Origin of the sequence: Psychrilyobacter piezotolerans, from assembly GCF_003391055.1 — a bacterium.
GTDB classification, from domain to species: domain Bacteria; phylum Fusobacteriota; class Fusobacteriia; order Fusobacteriales; family Fusobacteriaceae; genus Psychrilyobacter; species Psychrilyobacter piezotolerans.
On the sequence record NZ_QUAJ01000041.1, the window covers coordinates 1 to 15,975 of the forward strand.

Below are 15,975 nucleotides of genomic sequence, written 5' to 3' on the forward strand. Positions count from 1 at the left end.
CGCCGCAGGCGAGCACCCTCTCACATAAATTTTCTTAAAAATTAACAAAGGCTCATATTTCTAATAAGATTTTAAAGAAAATTCAGATTTTATAATATTTAAACCTAAATTATGCCTATCTGGATGAAATGTCACACTCCTATCCTTCTATAAGGCTGTACAGCAGTTCTATTTCTTCCTTCCATATGGCGGGATCTATTGTTTCCAGGGTAATGGGCATATTATCAAATCTGGGATCATTCATAAATCTTTTAAAAAAGTCCATTCCCAACATCCCCTTTCCAATACTTTCGTGTCTGTCTTTTTTACAGGCTAATCCATACATAGAATCATTCAGGTGGATTCCCTTCAGATATTCAAATCCAATCAGATTTTCAAACTCCTCCAATGTCTTTTTATATCCCTCTTCGGTGGCTAAGTCATACCCGTAGTCGAATGTATGGCAGGTATCGAGTAAGACTCCTACACGATCCTTATTCTCTACCCTGTCTATAATTTCCTTTAACTCCTCAAAGTTCCCACCTATGGTATTTCCCTTGCCGGCTGTATTTTCAAGGACTACAGTGATATACTCTGTGGCTTTGACAGCTTCATTGATCCCACGAGCTATAAGGTCGTACCCCTCCTCCAGTGAGATCAATCCCAGATGGCTCCCGCAGTGTAAATTCACATATTTTAATCCCAGCTGTTCCCCTCTTTTCAGCTCATCGATGAGGGCATCCAATGATTTCTGCCATTTTTCAGGATCGGAATTAGCCAGGTTGATAAGATATCCGGCATGGGGCATGATATAATCGGTGTTAAAATTATATTTTTTTATCTCATCCTTAAATTTATTGATCACCTTATCGTCATAATCTTTGGCAACCCATCTTTTTTGATTTTTTAAAAACATTGCAAAGGCTGTCCCGCCGATATCGTGAGCGTTTTTAGGAGCGTTAAAAACTCCCCCGCTGACACTGACGTGCGCCCCGAGAAATTTATTTATTTTATGTTTTTTTTCCATTAATATACCTCCAGTTAAACTTTGTAATCATTATAACATAAGAATGGTTTAAATAAAAGAAAGAGAAAACTATATCAATAAAAAAAGACTAAAATTAATATTAGTCTTTTTAAATAACATTTAAATATATTTCTATCTCAAATTCATCTTTAGGATCACCTTTTTTTCCATTATAATTATTTCTTCCTCTAGTATCTCTATTCTTTTAGTATAAATCTCTTTGTTTAAATTTCCGTCAATGTAAGCATCCAACAATTTGAAGTTTCCTGTAGCTGTCAGACTTTCTATTTCATCTATTCTGGTTACCCCTATGTCCTTATTCAATATATTTTCTGCATAATACCCTTATTTTGATTATACCAAACAGATTTTTTAACAAAAAAAAATAGGATACCCTATTTAGAATATCTTATTTTAATGTATCGTCATATTTAGTTTAGTAACCTCTAGATCCATTCATCATTCCGCCGCCCATATGTCTGCCACTTTCATTCATCATTCCGTCACCCATATGTCCATTCATGCCTTTATATCCCATAGTTATTCCAAATTTATCCTCTACATTCTTTCTAAATTTCATATCATCTAATCTTTGTTTAGCTTTCATATCTGATATTTGGTTATTCACTCTTTCTACACTCTGCCAATTTACTTTGTCTTTTGAGAGTAATTTTTCTAATTCTAATTGCTTAGATCTTATGTCTAAACCTTTTTTATAGTTAGCCTCCCTTCTATCCTGCATCATATTGGTTAATTCATTCTGCTGGCTTACCGATAACTCATTCATCATTTGAGTATAGTTGATCCCTCTTTGACCGTTGTTATTCATATTTATCTGGTTGTTTTTTACTGCTGCAAATGACAATGCCGATACTATTAATAATCCTACGATAATTTTCTTTTTCATTTTAATCACATCCTTTTATCTTCTTATACTTAAGTATACAAGAACTGTGTGAAAATTATGTGAAGAATAAAAAAAACTTCACCTGCTGGTGAAGTCTTTTTATCAGAATCTTATTTTTACTCCTATTCCTTCATCATATTCTGAGTGAGTGTTTGCTGTAAATGAAATCCACTTTCTATATCTGTATTCCAGCTCCAAAAGATATTCTCCTTGGGTATCTATTTCCCAATTAAACTGGAGTTTGTCGGTAAGTTGCAGTTCGTTGGAAAACACGATCTCTATATCCCCATCATCGTAAAGTTTCAGTTCAGATTCTATTAAGAGTGGGAGAAGGTACTCGATACCTAAAAATCCTCTGTTGTCTATTTCTCCGTCATCCTCTTCATTAAAATTGAATCCCAAGGTTAAAGACAGGTTACGGTTTATATACCTGCTATAGTAGAGATCCAGGTCATGCTCTCCTTCATAGGAAACTTCACCACTTAGGGAGAGAGTATTCTTTGTATTGAAGGATGAGAAATTGGCGGCTGAGTAGTTGGTAGCTCCAGCAACATCCCCTTTGTAAAACCACTTTCTATCCGAGGAGAGCTTAGTGGACAGAGCTTTGGGAAGTTCCTCATTGTTGTAGCTTACTATCCTGGACATCCCTGTTTTCATGTGATATAAGTTATGACAGTGAAAAAACCAGTCCTTTTCCTCGTTGGCCAAAAACTCTATCTCTACAGTCTGCATGGGAGGAACATCTACAGTGTGTTTCAGTGGAGAATTAGGGCCATGCTTGTTTATGACCCTGAAGAAGTGTCCGTGTAGATGGAGGGGATGGTGCATCATAGTCTCATTTTCCAAAACAAATTTTATCTTTTCTCCCTTGCGGATGAGGATTTTGTCGCTTTCCGACAATGCCTTATTGTTAAAGGTCCAGACATACCTTTCCATATCGCCTGTAAGTTTTAGACGGATAATTTTCTCCTGGAGATCGTTACTGTATTCCGTTGATTTCATAGCCATTAGAAAGTCGTATGAAGAGGCTTTCCCCTTAGAGTTCATGGACATGTCATGGTTCATCATACTGATTTCCATAGGCATCATATGAGAAGTTTTTTCTTCATCTTTCGTCATCTGTATTTCACCAATATGGAGCATGGTGTCTCCCGTGCCATCCTGGGCAGAAGCTTTAAATGTTCCTCCGGCTTCAACAATAAGATCGTAGGTTTCAGCAACTCCCATGAGGATATCATCCCTATGAACGGGCATAACGTTCAAACCATCTGCAGCTACTACCTTCATAGTTCCCTTTGAATAAGAAAGGTTAAAGTAAGTTGATGCTGCTGCATTTATGACCCTTAATTTTATAGGAGTTCCTTCCTTAATATTTTTCAGGGATATCTTTTTTTGTCCATTTATGAGGAATGCATCATACCCCACGTCTGAAAGATCCATGGGACCCATTCTCGTTAAAGAGCTCATCAATCTTTCACTTATTTGTCCTTTCCTGACTACTCTTTCCCAGGACTGAACCGTCCCTTTCTTTAAAGCGTAATAGTCACCATCTTTCTTTAAGTTTCTAAGTACCCGATCCGGAGATTCATCGGTCCAATCTGAAAGGACAGCTACATACTCTGTCATAGTTTCTTTTTTATCTTTGGGATGGATTACTATACTGCCGTATACTCCTCGCTGTTCCTGAAGACCAGTATGGGAATGATACCAGTATGTTCCCGACTGTATCAGAGGAATTTCATATGTAAATGATGTTTCTGGGAGGATCGGAGGGGTATTAAGGTAGGGAACACCATCCTGATCATTTGGAACGAGGAGTCCATGCCAGTGGATAGAGGTCTCTACATCCATTTTATTGTTGAAGGTTACTCTGAGAAGATCTCCTTCTGTAAATTCCAGAGTCGGACCTGGAATACCGCCGTTTAATGTCATAGCCATTACCGGAGTACCTGTAAAATTAACTTCGGTATAGGCTATATCAATTTCATATTCCACAACCTTGGCAGTGGATATAACTGATAAAATTATATAGATAAATAGATATAAATACTTTTTCATATTTTTCCCCCTTTTTCTGATGGCTTTGAATCTCAATCTCTGAAATTTATAATTATACTGTATTTTATACTCTCTATTTTCCCTGTTCCTCTTTACTGTTCTACTTTAAATTCTAAAAATAATATCGGTATAATCGAGATCCTTTTTTCATCTTCATCTGATATTACCTAAAGAGGAAATGATACAAAACTTTAGTAAATAGTATTTGAGGTGATCTAATATAAGAACAATATAATTTTAGTATATAAAAATGGAGGTATATTATGGTGAAGGATCCTGTTTGCGGAATGGAGGTTGATCCCCAAAAGGCAAAATTTATATGGAAAAAAGACGGGGAAACCTATTATTTCTGCAGTAAACACTGCTACGAAGCCTTTAAGAATGAAGATTTAGATAAAAATCAAATAGAAATTACATCTGCCAATGAAACAGAAAAGTGCCTTATTCATATTGAAGGTATGAGCTGCGGTGCCTGTGCTGCCAAGATAGAAAAGAATTTCAAAAGCCAGAAGGGAGTAAGAAATGTCAATGTAAATCTGACAACTGGTAAGGCATCCATCGAATATGATCCTCAAGAAATTGGTGTAAGTGCATTTGAAAAAATTGTTGTAGATTCCGGCTATACTGTGAAAAAACCTGAAAAACTTAGTACTTTGAACCTTAAAGTGTTAGGGATGGATAATCCCCACTGTATGGGTATTGTAGGCTCAGCCTTAGATAAACTTCCCGGTGTCGTGGAAAAAACTCTGCTCCCCACAGAAAAAGCTGTAATAAAATATGATCCTGAAGTTCTTGACTCCAGCAGGATAAGGGAGATCATAAAAGATGTGGGATATGAAAACTTTTTGGATACAGAAAGCAAAGATGAGGAGAGGGAAGCCAGGGAGAAGGAGATTCAATCATTGAAGCATAAAACAAGTATTGCCATGATCCTGTCCCTGCCACTTCTATACTTTGCCATGGGTCCGCATATAGGTCTGCCTGTAAGTAAATTTATAGACAAAAATATGGGAATGATTCAACTATTCATCACCATCCCTATCATGATTGTGGGATATGAGTTTTATACAAAGGGGATCAGGTCTGTTATCAAGGCAAAGATCGCCAATATGGATACGCTGGTAGCAATAGGTACCGGATCGGCTTTTTTTTACAGTGTATGGGTTATGATCTTAGGAAGATACCATGAGCTTTATTTTGAGGTAGCGGGAATATTAATTGCCTTCATCCTCTTGGGAAGGTTTCTTGAGGCAAAGGCAAAAGGGAAAACAAGTGAGGCCATAAAAAAACTCATGGGTCTTTCTGCTAAAACCGCTCTTGTCATAAGAGAGGGGGCAGAAATTGAAATACCAATAGAAGAAGTAATTGTAGGGGACCTTGTTTTGGTGAAACCGGGGCAGAAGATTCCTGTTGACGGTGAGATCATAGAAGGACACTCCAGCATAGATGAAAGTATGATTACAGGGGAAAGTATTCCCATTGAAAAAGTCAAAGGTGCCAGGGTAATAGGAGCAACCATCAATAAAACCGGCAGCTTTAAATTTAAGGCTACTAAGGTAGGGGCGGATACAGCCTTAGCCCAAATTATTAAACTTGTAGAGGAAGCTCAAGGAAGTAAGGCACCTATCCAGAAATTGGCAGATATTATATCCTCTTATTTTGTTCCTGTAGTCGTAGGAATTGCCATTGTGTCCAGTACTGCATGGTATTTTTTCGGAGGAATAACCTTCGCACTGACCATCTTCGTTGCGGTATTGATCATTGCCTGTCCCTGTGCCCTGGGGCTGGCTACTCCCACTGCTATAATGGTAGGAACCGGTAAGGGAGCTGAAAATGGGATTTTATTTAAAAATGCTGAAAGTCTTCAGATGGCTCAAAAGATTAATACGGTAGTTTTTGATAAGACGGGAACCCTTACTAAAGGGGACCCCCAGGTAACCGATATTATTGTTCTTTCAGAACGACCTCAGGATGAGCTGCTGCTCTTTGCAGCCATAGCTGAAAAGAACTCAGAACATCCCCTTGGAGAAGCTATAGTCAACCATGCCAAAGAAAGAAAATTAAAAATTGTCGATCCAGATAAGTTTAATTCTATAACCGGTAAGGGAATCCAGGTTAAATATATGGATTCTCTCATCCATCTGGGAAATAAAAAACTTTTAGAAGATAATGGAATAGACTATGAGCCGGCTTTAGAGAACCTCCAACAGCTGGAAAATGAAGGTAAAACCGCCATGTTAATAGCTGTAGATAAAAAAATATCCGGTATCATTGCTGTGGCAGATACCTTGAAGGAGTATTCGGCTAAAGCTATCCAAGCTCTCAATCAGATAGGTGTTGAGACAATAATGATCACAGGAGATAACCGAAGAACCGCCGAAGCAATAGCCAAACAAGTCGGGATTAAAAGAGTGATGGCCGAAGTATTGCCCCAGGATAAATCCGACAATATAAAGAAGCTCCAGCAAGATGGGAAAAAAGTTGCCATGGTTGGAGATGGTATCAATGATGCCCCTGCTTTAACTCAGGCAGATATAGGAATTGCAATAGGTAGTGGAACAGATGTAGCTATAGAATCAGGAGACATTATTCTCATAAAAGAGGATTTAAGAGATGTGGTTGTGGCCATGGAATTATCCAGATACACTATGAAAAAGATTAAACAGAATCTCTTCTGGGCATTTTTTTACAATTCATTGGGATTACCTCTTGCAGCAGGAGCACTCTATCCCTTTACCGGATTTCTACTGAGTCCTATCTTTGCAGGGGGAGCCATGGCTTTTAGTTCGGTTTCTGTAGTGAGTAATTCATTGCTTATGAAACGTTGGAAATCAAAGGTTAAAGAAGAAGATTAAGAGAAGGAGGAAGTTATGAGAAAGATATTGATTGAAGGAATGGTTTGCAGCAAATGCACAGATAAAATTGAAAAAAAACTCAAATCTATCGATGGAGTGGAAGATGTTAAAGTTTTCCTGGAGGGAGAGGAGGCATATGTGTCTGGAGATGTGGATGAGCAGCTATTAAAGTCAGCCATTGAATCCGAGGGATATAAGGTTACTTCTATTGAGCAAGTGGAGGGGATCAAACACCCAGAAGAAAGAAAGGGATTTTTCAGCAGGCTTATAAAGAAAATAGAAGATTCAAATAAAAATACTTTTGGAGAGGGGAAACTTCACTGCTGTGACTTCGACAAAAAAGAAAAGGACAAGGAAAAAAAATAACTGTAGTTATTTATTAACTATCAAAAAAGGAAGCAAATTTTGCTTCCTTTTCTATTTACCTCTTATGAATCTAGCGCATACATAAAGAATTACCGACGGAAGTGTAAGCCACTGGATGATGGGGATAAGACCAATATGTGTTCCCGGAATCATGGGCATCAAATCGGAATAAGCCCATGATTTTTTCACAACTACATTTAAAATCTCTTTTTTAATCTTCCCTGAGTTCTTTTTTCATCCTTTCAAAATCTTCTTTTGATATTTCACCTTTAGCATATCTTTTTTTTAATATATCTAAATAGGTGTCTGAATCTTTAAGACAGTCCCTTCTGCCACCAAAAATTCCTCTTACTATAAGGCCGATTATAATAATAAAAATAATTACACCTGCTAAATGCATCAGCGGCATAATCCACCAAATAAAATTTCCTTGAAAATATTCTTGATACATAGATCTTTCCTCCTCTCCCCAATGATTTTTAATCTTAGATATGTTAAAAAAACAATAATAGTTTATTCTACCTATTATTCTCTCTAATTCCTCTTTTTGGATCTATTATAAATAGAGAGTACCATAGCAATTATTAAGTTTGTTGATTTTGTAAAAAAAAGACCGGATAATTCCAGCCTTTAATTGTTTTTATTAAATATTTCTTGATTATTTAGCCGTTTTTTATATTTTTCATTTCATCAGAATCCATATTTTTCATCTTTCCTGACTTCATTCCCTTCACATCTTTCATTTTACCCATCATCTTACAGCTTTTATCTCCCATCATTTCAATTCCAAATTTTTCTTTTACATCAATATTGAATTTTATCGAATCTTTTTGCTGCTGAGCCTGCAATTTTGATTTTTTATCTATCAGCTGACCGATCTTTTTTTGATTTGGTTTTTCAGCAATCTGCTCTTTTTGAATTTTAATATTGATTTCCTTGATATCCAACATTACTTTTTTATTTTTAACCATTTGAGTTGTCTTCATTTCATTAAATTCTTTTTGCTGCTCTAAGGTAAGACTGTTCATCTGACTCATCATGTTATTTCCCTGCATTCCTGAAGCCCCTTGATTTATTTTGGGTGCTGAATTATCCTGTGCAAATGCCCCTGCCGATACTACTACTGCTAAAACTGCTATCAATTTTTTCATTATATGTTCCTCCTTTAAATTTTAACGATCTGTTGTTATGGGATAATGATATCGTGTTTGTGTGAAAATTGTGTGAAGAACTCTTAATATTCGATTAAACAATATTTTGACTTACCTAATAATATGAAGCCTATTATAATTTTTGTTTTATTTCCTGATATTCTTCACTTGTAATTTCACCTTTAGCATACCTTTTTTTTAAAATTTCAATAGCTGTCTCACTTTGTTTAGAGTATTTATTTTTTCCTGAAGAGCTGTCCCTAAAAATAGAAACCATCAACACTATTATAAATATCCAAAATATTAACATATGAGCTCCAAAACCATATCCATGCATCATTGTAATCACATCCTTTAATTTTTTATTATATATATTTGCTTTTTTGTACATAGCTTAGATCATTACCGTTAACAAATATAACGCTGCCATTTTTTATGGTATCTATTATTTCTTTATTCAGTCCTAGGGGGAGGGCAGGGCATCCCCAGCTTCTTCCAAGTCTCCCTGTTTTTTTTATAAAGTCAGGATTTGCATAATCCGCTCCATGAATAACAATCGCTCTTTTTCTGGCATTGCTGTTGATCCCAGGCTCCAAACCATCCAATCTCAGAGAATAACCCTTACTTCCAAAATAAGTTTCACTGGTGAGAAAGAATCCCAAAGAACTCTGTCGGGAGCTAACTCTGTTGGAAAACTTCGTAGCATTAAGATTACCAGTGTTCACACCATGGGAAACATAGGTTTCATAAAACACTTTCTCCCTTTTCATATCCAAAACATAGAACCTCTTTTCAGTAGAGGGTTTTGAAAAATCTATTATAGTAAGGAAGTTACCATTGGTCTTTGAATTGATCTTCTCATAACCAGTAAGGGCATTTTCAAATAATTGATAATTTATTTTATTTGAAAGCTTCATTTTTCTATAGAGGTTTTTTGTTGTTCCTTGATAATCATCAACGGCCATTGATGTAGCTGAAACTACAAAAGTTATGATGGTTATTAAAATAATAAAATTTTTTTTCATTAAATTTCTCCTTAAATATTATTACATACGATATATATTGTTATTTTTTAAATATTTATCTTTAATTTATACCCCCTATAGCTATTATATACAACAAATATAAAATAGTCAAAACTAATAAAAATATTGACATTAGGATAAAATAAAGTTATACTTTGTTAAATATATAGGTGGGTACCCTATATAAAATATGAAAGGAGTGGTTATTTGGATTTTATTAGAGAAATTTTACAGATGGATTTTATAAGGAACCTATGGGAATCGGATGTTTTTAGATATTTAATAATCATGTTTGGATTTCATATAGTTTTAGGAATGTTTGGATTAGGGTGTTGTGGCAGTAAAAAACATAAAAAAGGATCTAAAGATAAGGATTGTCACTAAGATTTAGGAGGTTCAAATGAAAAAATTAAAAGAGATATTAAAAAAACTTATCAGTAAAATAGGAGAAGAAAATAACAAGAGTTTCGGTAACAAGAGGATGGATTGTTGTGATCTAAATAAAAAGGGGTGATTTTTATGTTTAATACAGCTTTTATTATAAGTTTGTTTTTAACCTATTATTTATTAAAGAGAGAAAGATTACTGTTAATCTAGAAAAGAGGCAAGAATATGTTATTATTTTTTCCATTGATATTATTAATTGTAACTAATTGCTATAGAAAATCTCACGGCGACTAAGATAATAATTTCTTCGGAACTACAAAATATAGTTAATCTAGCTACAGCTTTTACTGCAGTAAAAAAATAAATAAATCTTAAAAGGACACTCAATCAGTGTCCTTTTAAGATTTATTTTATGTTTTTAAAAGTTCCCCTTATAAAGTTGTCTCCAAAAAAGTATTTTAAAGAAATTTTTTCAAAATCATTAGCTTTAATAATATTAAGGGTGTCTCTGTTTAAATGGCAGCCCATTGCAAAGATCTTCCATACAGGAGTAAGAATATTTTGTAAGAAAAATAAAATTTTGTTTTCATTTTTAATATGTTCCAGGATTAAAAGTTTTCCATTTGGCTTACACACTCTTTTAGCTTCTTTTAATGCCTTATAAGGATTAGGAATAGTACATAGAGCCAGAGTTATTACTACAGTGTCGAATGTATTATCATCAAAGGGCAGATCTTCAGCAGAGGCAGAAACTATCTCTATATTTTTACCGCAGATTTTTTTCTCAGCTTCAACACTCAAAACCTTATCTGGTTCTACAGCTGTTACTCGATGTTTTGAATAAAACTCAAAGTTAACACCGGTCCCTGCTCCAAACTCTATAACTCTTCCTTCAATATTCTTTAAAAGGATACCTCTTTCTTTGTGCAGCATCTTTTTTTCGACTTTACTCATTAATTTATCATATAGATAAGCCTTCATCAGCCAGGACTCCTTTTTAAAAATTTTCTCACATTATTAATTTTAATTTTTTTCTATCGGTTATATTTCTCCAATTTTTATGAGCCTGTTTTTAAATGAAATTATTTTATTTAATTCCTATTTGAGAAGCCTTCCTACTGTTTTTATGAATTCTTGGATGATCTCAGGATCATCTTTTTTTAATTTTTTAGCAACACAACTCTCCATGTGTTTTTCTAAAAGTATTTTTCCTACACCGTTTAAAGCGGATTTGGCTGAACTTATCTGGTTCAAAACATCATCACAATAGGCATCATTTTCTATGAGTTTTTTGATTCCTCTGATTTGACCCTCTATCCTGTTTAATCTTGTAATAAAAACTTTTTTTTCTTTTTCATACGAAACTTGACCCTCTTCATCACAAATTTCACAAGAACTTTTAATTTCCTTTTCCATATTGACCTCCTATTTAAATACTCTCTATACCTATTATATATAATAAAAAATAAAAAGTCAAAACTCTTATAGTTATTGACAAAATTTAAATAAACGGTTATAATTTACAAAAGGTATAGAGGGGCACCCTATATGAAAAAAGAGGTAAATTTTAAAAGAAGTGATATATCACAACTGTGCAGCCAAAATAGAAAAATTAGTAAAGAATCTAGAGGAGGAATCGATGAAAATATTGTTTACACTTGGAGGGTTAAGAATACCATTTTTCGGCACAATGATAGCATTAGCTATGTTAGCTGCCATGTGGATCTTATCCTAATGATGCAAAAAAAAAGAATATCAATCCAGAAAAAGTAACGGATATGGCAGTCTATGCACTTCTAGGAGGAGTAATAGGAGCTCGTATAGGCTATATCCTATTTTACAGCTTAGATTTTTATGTGAAAAATCCCATAGAAATTCTTAAGATCCATGAAGGAGGAATGTCTATTCACGGAGGTATAGTGGGGGGAATTATTGCTTCTTTAATATTTATGAAGAGGAATAAGGAAGTAAAGGTATTGGAAATGGCAGATCTAGCTGCTCCGCCTCTAATCCTTGCTCAGGCTATAGGACGTATAGGATGCGATGTATATGGTGTAGTTATGAAAAATCCTAAATTCTGGGGAATCCCTGTAAATGGTTATATATATCATCCAGCCCAGTTATATGAATTTGTTCTGGATTATTTATTATTTTTCTATCTTTGGAGAAAGAGAAAATCGGTAAAACATGAGGGACAGCTATTTGGGATATACTTGATAGGATTTGCCGCAATAAGAAGTATAGTGGAACTGTTTAGAGGAAATCCTAAAATCTTAGGTTTCATCAGCGTGTCACATCTTCTTAGTTTAACCCTAATAATAGTAGGAGTAGTATGGTTAAGAATTACAGCTAAAAAATCTAACTCTAAAATAGAAGCCCGACTAAAGTGTTTTCCGTTATATATAGAAATAACGGTCTTCTTGGTAGTATTGCTGCTTTCCATAGGTATATTTTACGGTGTACAACTTAATTTTTAATGGAGTTTCAGTTAGTGCTGAGATTTTTCTTGAAAAAAGAGGGAGCGGTCATCATATAAGGAATATTTTAAAAATTAAAAATGATTATCAGGGTGAAAAAATCCTTGATGAAAACACCAGGGAAATTAAACTGATATTTAAGAATATAAGTGGGGTGAAAAAAAGAGTTCATTCCTATAATTTTTAATTTTTTCTTATGATAAATAATTTAGGGGGTAAGAATGAAGAAAATTGAGAATGTAAGGTGGGCTATGTTAATGACACTTATGTGTGTTGGAATTCTTGTGGTGGTTTATGATAAATTTACTTCTCTGCCTGAATACGAGGGGAAAGGGAAAGGTTTTGCAGGGGAAATATCGGTTAAGGTTACCATGGATGGAGAGGAAATTAAAAAAATTATAGTGATAAATCATAAAGATGATCCTAGAATAGCTAATACAGCCATAAACGGTGTGATTCCAGAAATAATTATGAAGCAGAGTTTAGAAGTAGATGTTGTAGCAGGAGCTACATATACATCTCAGGGGATCAAGGAAGCTGTAAGAGCTGCTACTGTAAAGGCTGGAGCCCACTTTGAATAATGTCTATCAAGCTGCTTTAAAATTTAATAAAAAGTATAAAAATCCTCATTTAAGAACTACTTGAATGAGTTTTTTTTATGGGGAATAAATAAAAATAACTCCATCTTACATTTAAGCAAAAAATAGTTAGCATTAGAGAAAAAATTAGCTGCAGATAATATCGATTGGAGAGCAGTTGAAAAATTAAATAAAGAAATTTCAGATTTCAGAGCTAAGGAAAGGTTAGAGGAAATGAAATTTATAAAAGAGATAGAGGATAAATATTAATTTAGCCTTCAATGACCAAATAGATAGTGAGTTGGATAAATATAAGGTGTCGTTAGGTTTGGAGGAATTCAAGCAGAAAAAAAAAGGAATAATCTTTAAAATTAATCCATGGAAATACAAGACTAATATTTTTGAAATTAAAATTAATAGAAAAGGGGAGCAAGTTACAGTACATAGTTCCCATAGATATCATAAATCCATCTTAAAAGACATTATCCAAGTTATAGCTAGTATTGACAGAGATCTAATTGAGGGAAGAGAACCTGTTATTTTTAATGAAAAAAAATGAAAAACCATTTTAAATTAATTTAAAAGTGTATTATCAAAATAACCCTTTTGGAATTTTCATTTATAATGCTAATAAAATCAACCTTAGAAGGACACTATTTCTAGTGTTCTTTAATTTAGTATTATTTATTTTTTTATCTTCGATTTCATTAGAATTTTATCCGCGATTTTTGTTCTTTTTAATAGAAACAATAATTAAGTATATAAACAAATTCTTATTTGTTTAGGTTGCTAACAATTAAAGTATTTCTAAAATTTAAATAAATATAAGATTAGAGGATTTTTAATAAGTAATTTGTAATTAATTATTAAAACCTATAAATAAAGTGAGGTGATTAAATGAAAAAGTTATTTTCATGTTTAATAGTATTGATGTTTATAATGGCATGCACCACTCACGTAGCAGTCAAAAGAACTACCGATATTCAGTCATTTAAGGTTGGAGGAGTAGAAATTCTTATTCCTTCACCTACAATAGGAATGAAAGAAGTCGGTTATGAACACCGAGAACGTATGGAAGCATTTATGCCGTTGGTAGCAAATCGTCTTGTAGCTATGTTTATGACCCATGAGGACTTGTTGCGTCTCGAAAAGGGAAATCTTTTTACAGTGTCTGAAGATGCTCAAGTAATGGTGCTACGCCGTGGAGAATTCATAAATGTTAGTGAAAGTGACTTCAAAGCAATTACAGACGTTATAAATGACCCGTTGTTTGAAAATAAATTAGAATCACTTATTGATGAAATTGAGGAAGATTTCAACCGTCAAATGAAATTGCTTGATTTAGATGAATTCACATTGAAAATAGGCCAACCGATTCACCTAGGCCAATTCTTTTCTAAAAAAAACGCATATGGAGATGGGACGCTAATGACTAGCACAGTAAATGGTGATGTGAGTCAAATAATTCAAGGAGCTGCCTTGGTTCGAGTAAATAATAAGATAATATACATTTATTTTTCTGATGAATATAAAAACATAAATACTATCAAAAAGGTTCGTACAATCCTAGAAAAATGGGCTGATGATATTTTGAAAGTAAATGAAGAAAATTAGACTTCACTTCATTTCTTGTAATCGGTAATAAAAGTTAAATTAATAGAACAAAATCAAGGGATAACATCTATTTAAAGTTATCTCTTTTTATTTTAACGGTATGAGGACAAATATTTAATTTATTTTTCCATAATCTCCTCCTCTTATCAAAACAATACTTCATTTGTTTTATTATATACTAGGGGAGATCACTAAATATAAACCAAGATCTATACAAACAAGTCAAATAAATTTATGGTACAATATTAAAGGAATTAATAGTGTATTTATCTATGCAAATTTTAGAGGTTCAAAACGGTCTAGACTACGAGACTTTAACCCTTAAAACAAAAGGTTTCTTTATAATTGTACAGTTCTATGAATAGATAGAAATTAGTCCCACTTGCACAAGCTACAGGGTGAGATATCCACAAAGTAAACTAAATAATAAAAGATCCTAACAAAATTAGGATCTTTTTTAATTATCTTTAAGGACACAGCCACTGACGTGTGCCCCGAGAAATTTATTTATTTTTTTATTCATTAATATACCTCCAGTTAAACTTTGTAATCATTATAATATAATAATTATTCAAAAGAAATGGCTGGAGTTTAAGGCAGATTCTATTCATTGTAAAACTAAGTTGTTTCAGTTTAAGGTTTTTAGGAGAGCCAATTCTATTAGGGAGTTATTTTGGAAGTATAGGTAATAAGTTGTAAGAGGGATAAAAAAATGAAAAGAGTTTATGGGTATGTGAGGATATCAACTAAAGGCAAACCCTTTGGTGTTTTATGTCATTACCGTAATATTACCTCAGGATTTGACTGTTTTTTAATTTTTTACACAAGTCTGGTTATTTATATTCTTGGTCAGAAAAATAACTACTAAATCTTCACCTTCCTCCGTCAGGGTAGGTTCTTCTACATGAAAGATATCACCATTGGAATCTCTTTCATAAAATTTTATAATATCAAAGACCTTAGCAGAATCTACTTGAATATTAACTAACTCACCGAGAAAATCTTTAAATAGCCATCTTCTAAATTCATCAAATTTTTCAAAAGAAAATTTATTTTTAATATTTTCAATGTAAAAAACTCTAAGAGGCCTTTTAGAATCAGCTCTTTCTTTAGAATCTACTACGAATAATCTTTTTTCAAAAAGGTTTAAAAATTTACTAGCAAGGTCTAAAGTTATTCCTTTTTTTTCATTTTCAAAATTACAGATACTGGCTTGTCCTGTACCAATTAAATTAGCGACCTCTTTTTGTGTAAGATTTGATTGCTCTCTAAAATCTTTTAAAAGTTTTCTAAAAAATACATTTAAATTTTGTCCTTTTCTATTCAAAGCAGTGCCTCCTTTTGATCGACCAAATTATTTTGTTTCCTTTGGGGATGAAAAAGAAATCCCGCAATAGATTAAAATTCCTGTCAATAATCCATGGATATATGAATACAAAACAGAGTAAAAGATACCCATTAAAATCGAACAAAGTAGTGCAAGAAAAACTTTTAGGTTAAATTTAATTGGAAACATAATTATCACCATCCTATTTTAGTTTTAATATAGGT

General features: G+C 33.4%; 20 protein-coding genes. 8 read left to right on the forward strand and 12 right to left on the reverse strand.

Going from position 1 to position 15,975, the window contains the following annotated elements:
- Nucleotides 1–139: 139 nt before the first annotated feature.
- From nfo to DYH56_RS14490, 4 genes are all read right to left on the reverse strand, one after another.
- The gene (gene nfo, locus DYH56_RS14475) at nucleotides 140–1,006 is read right to left on the reverse strand and encodes a deoxyribonuclease IV (RefSeq protein WP_114643582.1); all 867 of its coding nucleotides are present in this window, start codon (nucleotides 1,004–1,006) and stop codon (nucleotides 140–142) included.
- A 132-nt stretch (nucleotides 1,007–1,138) separates the two neighbouring features.
- On the reverse strand, nucleotides 1,139–1,330 hold the full coding sequence (locus DYH56_RS14480) for a hypothetical protein (protein WP_114643583.1): 192 nt from the start codon (nucleotides 1,328–1,330) through the stop codon (nucleotides 1,139–1,141).
- A gap of 112 nt (nucleotides 1,331–1,442) precedes the next feature.
- A complete protein-coding gene (locus DYH56_RS14485; protein WP_114643584.1) occupies nucleotides 1,443–1,913 on the reverse strand; it encodes a hypothetical protein in 471 nt (156 codons plus the stop codon).
- A 102-nt stretch (nucleotides 1,914–2,015) separates the two neighbouring features.
- Nucleotides 2,016–3,971: a multicopper oxidase domain-containing protein gene (locus tag DYH56_RS14490; RefSeq protein ID WP_114643585.1), complete on the reverse strand. Its 1,956-nt coding sequence runs from the start codon at nucleotides 3,969–3,971 to the stop codon at nucleotides 2,016–2,018.
- A 263-nt stretch (nucleotides 3,972–4,234) separates the two neighbouring features.
- On the opposite strand from DYH56_RS14490, the gene DYH56_RS14495 reads away from it, so the two are divergent.
- Both DYH56_RS14495 and DYH56_RS14500 read left to right on the forward strand, forming a co-directional pair.
- Entirely contained in the window at nucleotides 4,235–6,826 is a 2,592-nt protein-coding gene (locus tag DYH56_RS14495) for a heavy metal translocating P-type ATPase (protein WP_114643586.1), read from the forward strand.
- Nucleotides 6,827–6,841: 15 nt separating this feature from the next.
- Nucleotides 6,842–7,192, forward strand: a complete 351-nt coding sequence (locus DYH56_RS14500) for a heavy-metal-associated domain-containing protein (protein WP_114643587.1) — start codon at nucleotides 6,842–6,844, stop codon at nucleotides 7,190–7,192.
- A gap of 51 nt (nucleotides 7,193–7,243) precedes the next feature.
- On the opposite strand, the gene DYH56_RS16050 is transcribed toward DYH56_RS14500, so the two are convergent.
- From DYH56_RS16050 to DYH56_RS14520, 5 genes are all read right to left on the reverse strand, one after another.
- A complete protein-coding gene (locus tag DYH56_RS16050; protein WP_158539172.1) occupies nucleotides 7,244–7,381 on the reverse strand; it encodes a hypothetical protein in 138 nt (45 codons plus the stop codon).
- Nucleotides 7,382–7,403: 22 nt separating this feature from the next.
- Nucleotides 7,404–7,643 (reverse strand): SHOCT domain-containing protein, encoded by a 240-nt coding sequence (locus DYH56_RS14505; RefSeq protein WP_199533043.1) that lies wholly within the window; start codon nucleotides 7,641–7,643, stop codon nucleotides 7,404–7,406.
- Nucleotides 7,644–7,854: 211 nt separating this feature from the next.
- Nucleotides 7,855–8,343, reverse strand: coding sequence for a hypothetical protein (locus DYH56_RS14510; RefSeq protein ID WP_199533044.1), 489 nt, complete (start codon nucleotides 8,341–8,343; stop codon nucleotides 7,855–7,857).
- 133 nt (nucleotides 8,344–8,476) lie between these two features.
- Complete coding sequence (locus tag DYH56_RS14515; RefSeq protein ID WP_199533045.1) at nucleotides 8,477–8,734, reverse strand: SHOCT domain-containing protein; 258 nt, start codon at nucleotides 8,732–8,734, stop codon at nucleotides 8,477–8,479.
- Complete coding sequence (locus DYH56_RS14520; protein ID WP_114643588.1) at nucleotides 8,709–9,368, reverse strand: murein L,D-transpeptidase catalytic domain family protein; 660 nt, start codon at nucleotides 9,366–9,368, stop codon at nucleotides 8,709–8,711. The genes DYH56_RS14515 and DYH56_RS14520 overlap by 26 nt, the downstream gene beginning before the upstream one ends.
- Nucleotides 9,369–9,575: 207 nt before the next feature.
- On the opposite strand from DYH56_RS14520, the gene DYH56_RS16055 reads away from it, so the two are divergent.
- Complete coding sequence (locus DYH56_RS16055; RefSeq protein WP_162056581.1) at nucleotides 9,576–9,752, forward strand: hypothetical protein; 177 nt, start codon at nucleotides 9,576–9,578, stop codon at nucleotides 9,750–9,752.
- A 16-nt stretch (nucleotides 9,753–9,768) separates the two neighbouring features.
- Nucleotides 9,769–9,882 (forward strand): LDCC motif putative metal-binding protein, encoded by a 114-nt coding sequence (locus DYH56_RS16410; RefSeq protein WP_255414730.1) that lies wholly within the window; start codon nucleotides 9,769–9,771, stop codon nucleotides 9,880–9,882.
- 278 nt (nucleotides 9,883–10,160) lie between these two features.
- On the opposite strand, the gene DYH56_RS14525 is transcribed toward DYH56_RS16410, so the two are convergent.
- Nucleotides 10,161–10,736: a class I SAM-dependent methyltransferase gene (locus tag DYH56_RS14525; protein WP_114643589.1), complete on the reverse strand. Its 576-nt coding sequence runs from the start codon at nucleotides 10,734–10,736 to the stop codon at nucleotides 10,161–10,163.
- A gap of 117 nt (nucleotides 10,737–10,853) precedes the next feature.
- Entirely contained in the window at nucleotides 10,854–11,171 is a 318-nt protein-coding gene (locus DYH56_RS14530; RefSeq protein ID WP_114643590.1) for a metal-sensitive transcriptional regulator, read from the reverse strand.
- Between the two features lie 296 nt (nucleotides 11,172–11,467).
- On the opposite strand from DYH56_RS14530, the gene lgt reads away from it, so the two are divergent.
- The 4 genes from lgt to DYH56_RS14550 all read left to right on the forward strand — a co-directional run bounded on the left by lgt (nucleotide 11,468) and on the right by DYH56_RS14550 (nucleotide 14,424).
- Nucleotides 11,468–12,232, forward strand: a complete 765-nt coding sequence (gene lgt, locus DYH56_RS14535) for a prolipoprotein diacylglyceryl transferase (RefSeq protein ID WP_255414732.1) — start codon at nucleotides 11,468–11,470, stop codon at nucleotides 12,230–12,232.
- A gap of 221 nt (nucleotides 12,233–12,453) precedes the next feature.
- Complete coding sequence (locus tag DYH56_RS14540) at nucleotides 12,454–12,813, forward strand: FMN-binding protein (protein ID WP_114643592.1); 360 nt, start codon at nucleotides 12,454–12,456, stop codon at nucleotides 12,811–12,813.
- A 298-nt stretch (nucleotides 12,814–13,111) separates the two neighbouring features.
- Nucleotides 13,112–13,369: a hypothetical protein gene (locus DYH56_RS14545; RefSeq protein WP_158539174.1), complete on the forward strand. Its 258-nt coding sequence runs from the start codon at nucleotides 13,112–13,114 to the stop codon at nucleotides 13,367–13,369.
- Between the two features lie 338 nt (nucleotides 13,370–13,707).
- Complete coding sequence (locus DYH56_RS14550) at nucleotides 13,708–14,424, forward strand: hypothetical protein (protein WP_114643594.1); 717 nt, start codon at nucleotides 13,708–13,710, stop codon at nucleotides 14,422–14,424.
- Between the two features lie 811 nt (nucleotides 14,425–15,235).
- On the opposite strand, the gene DYH56_RS14555 is transcribed toward DYH56_RS14550, so the two are convergent.
- Nucleotides 15,236–15,751, reverse strand: coding sequence for a helix-turn-helix transcriptional regulator (locus DYH56_RS14555; protein WP_114643595.1), 516 nt, complete (start codon nucleotides 15,749–15,751; stop codon nucleotides 15,236–15,238).
- Nucleotides 15,752–15,975 lie beyond the last annotated feature (224 nt).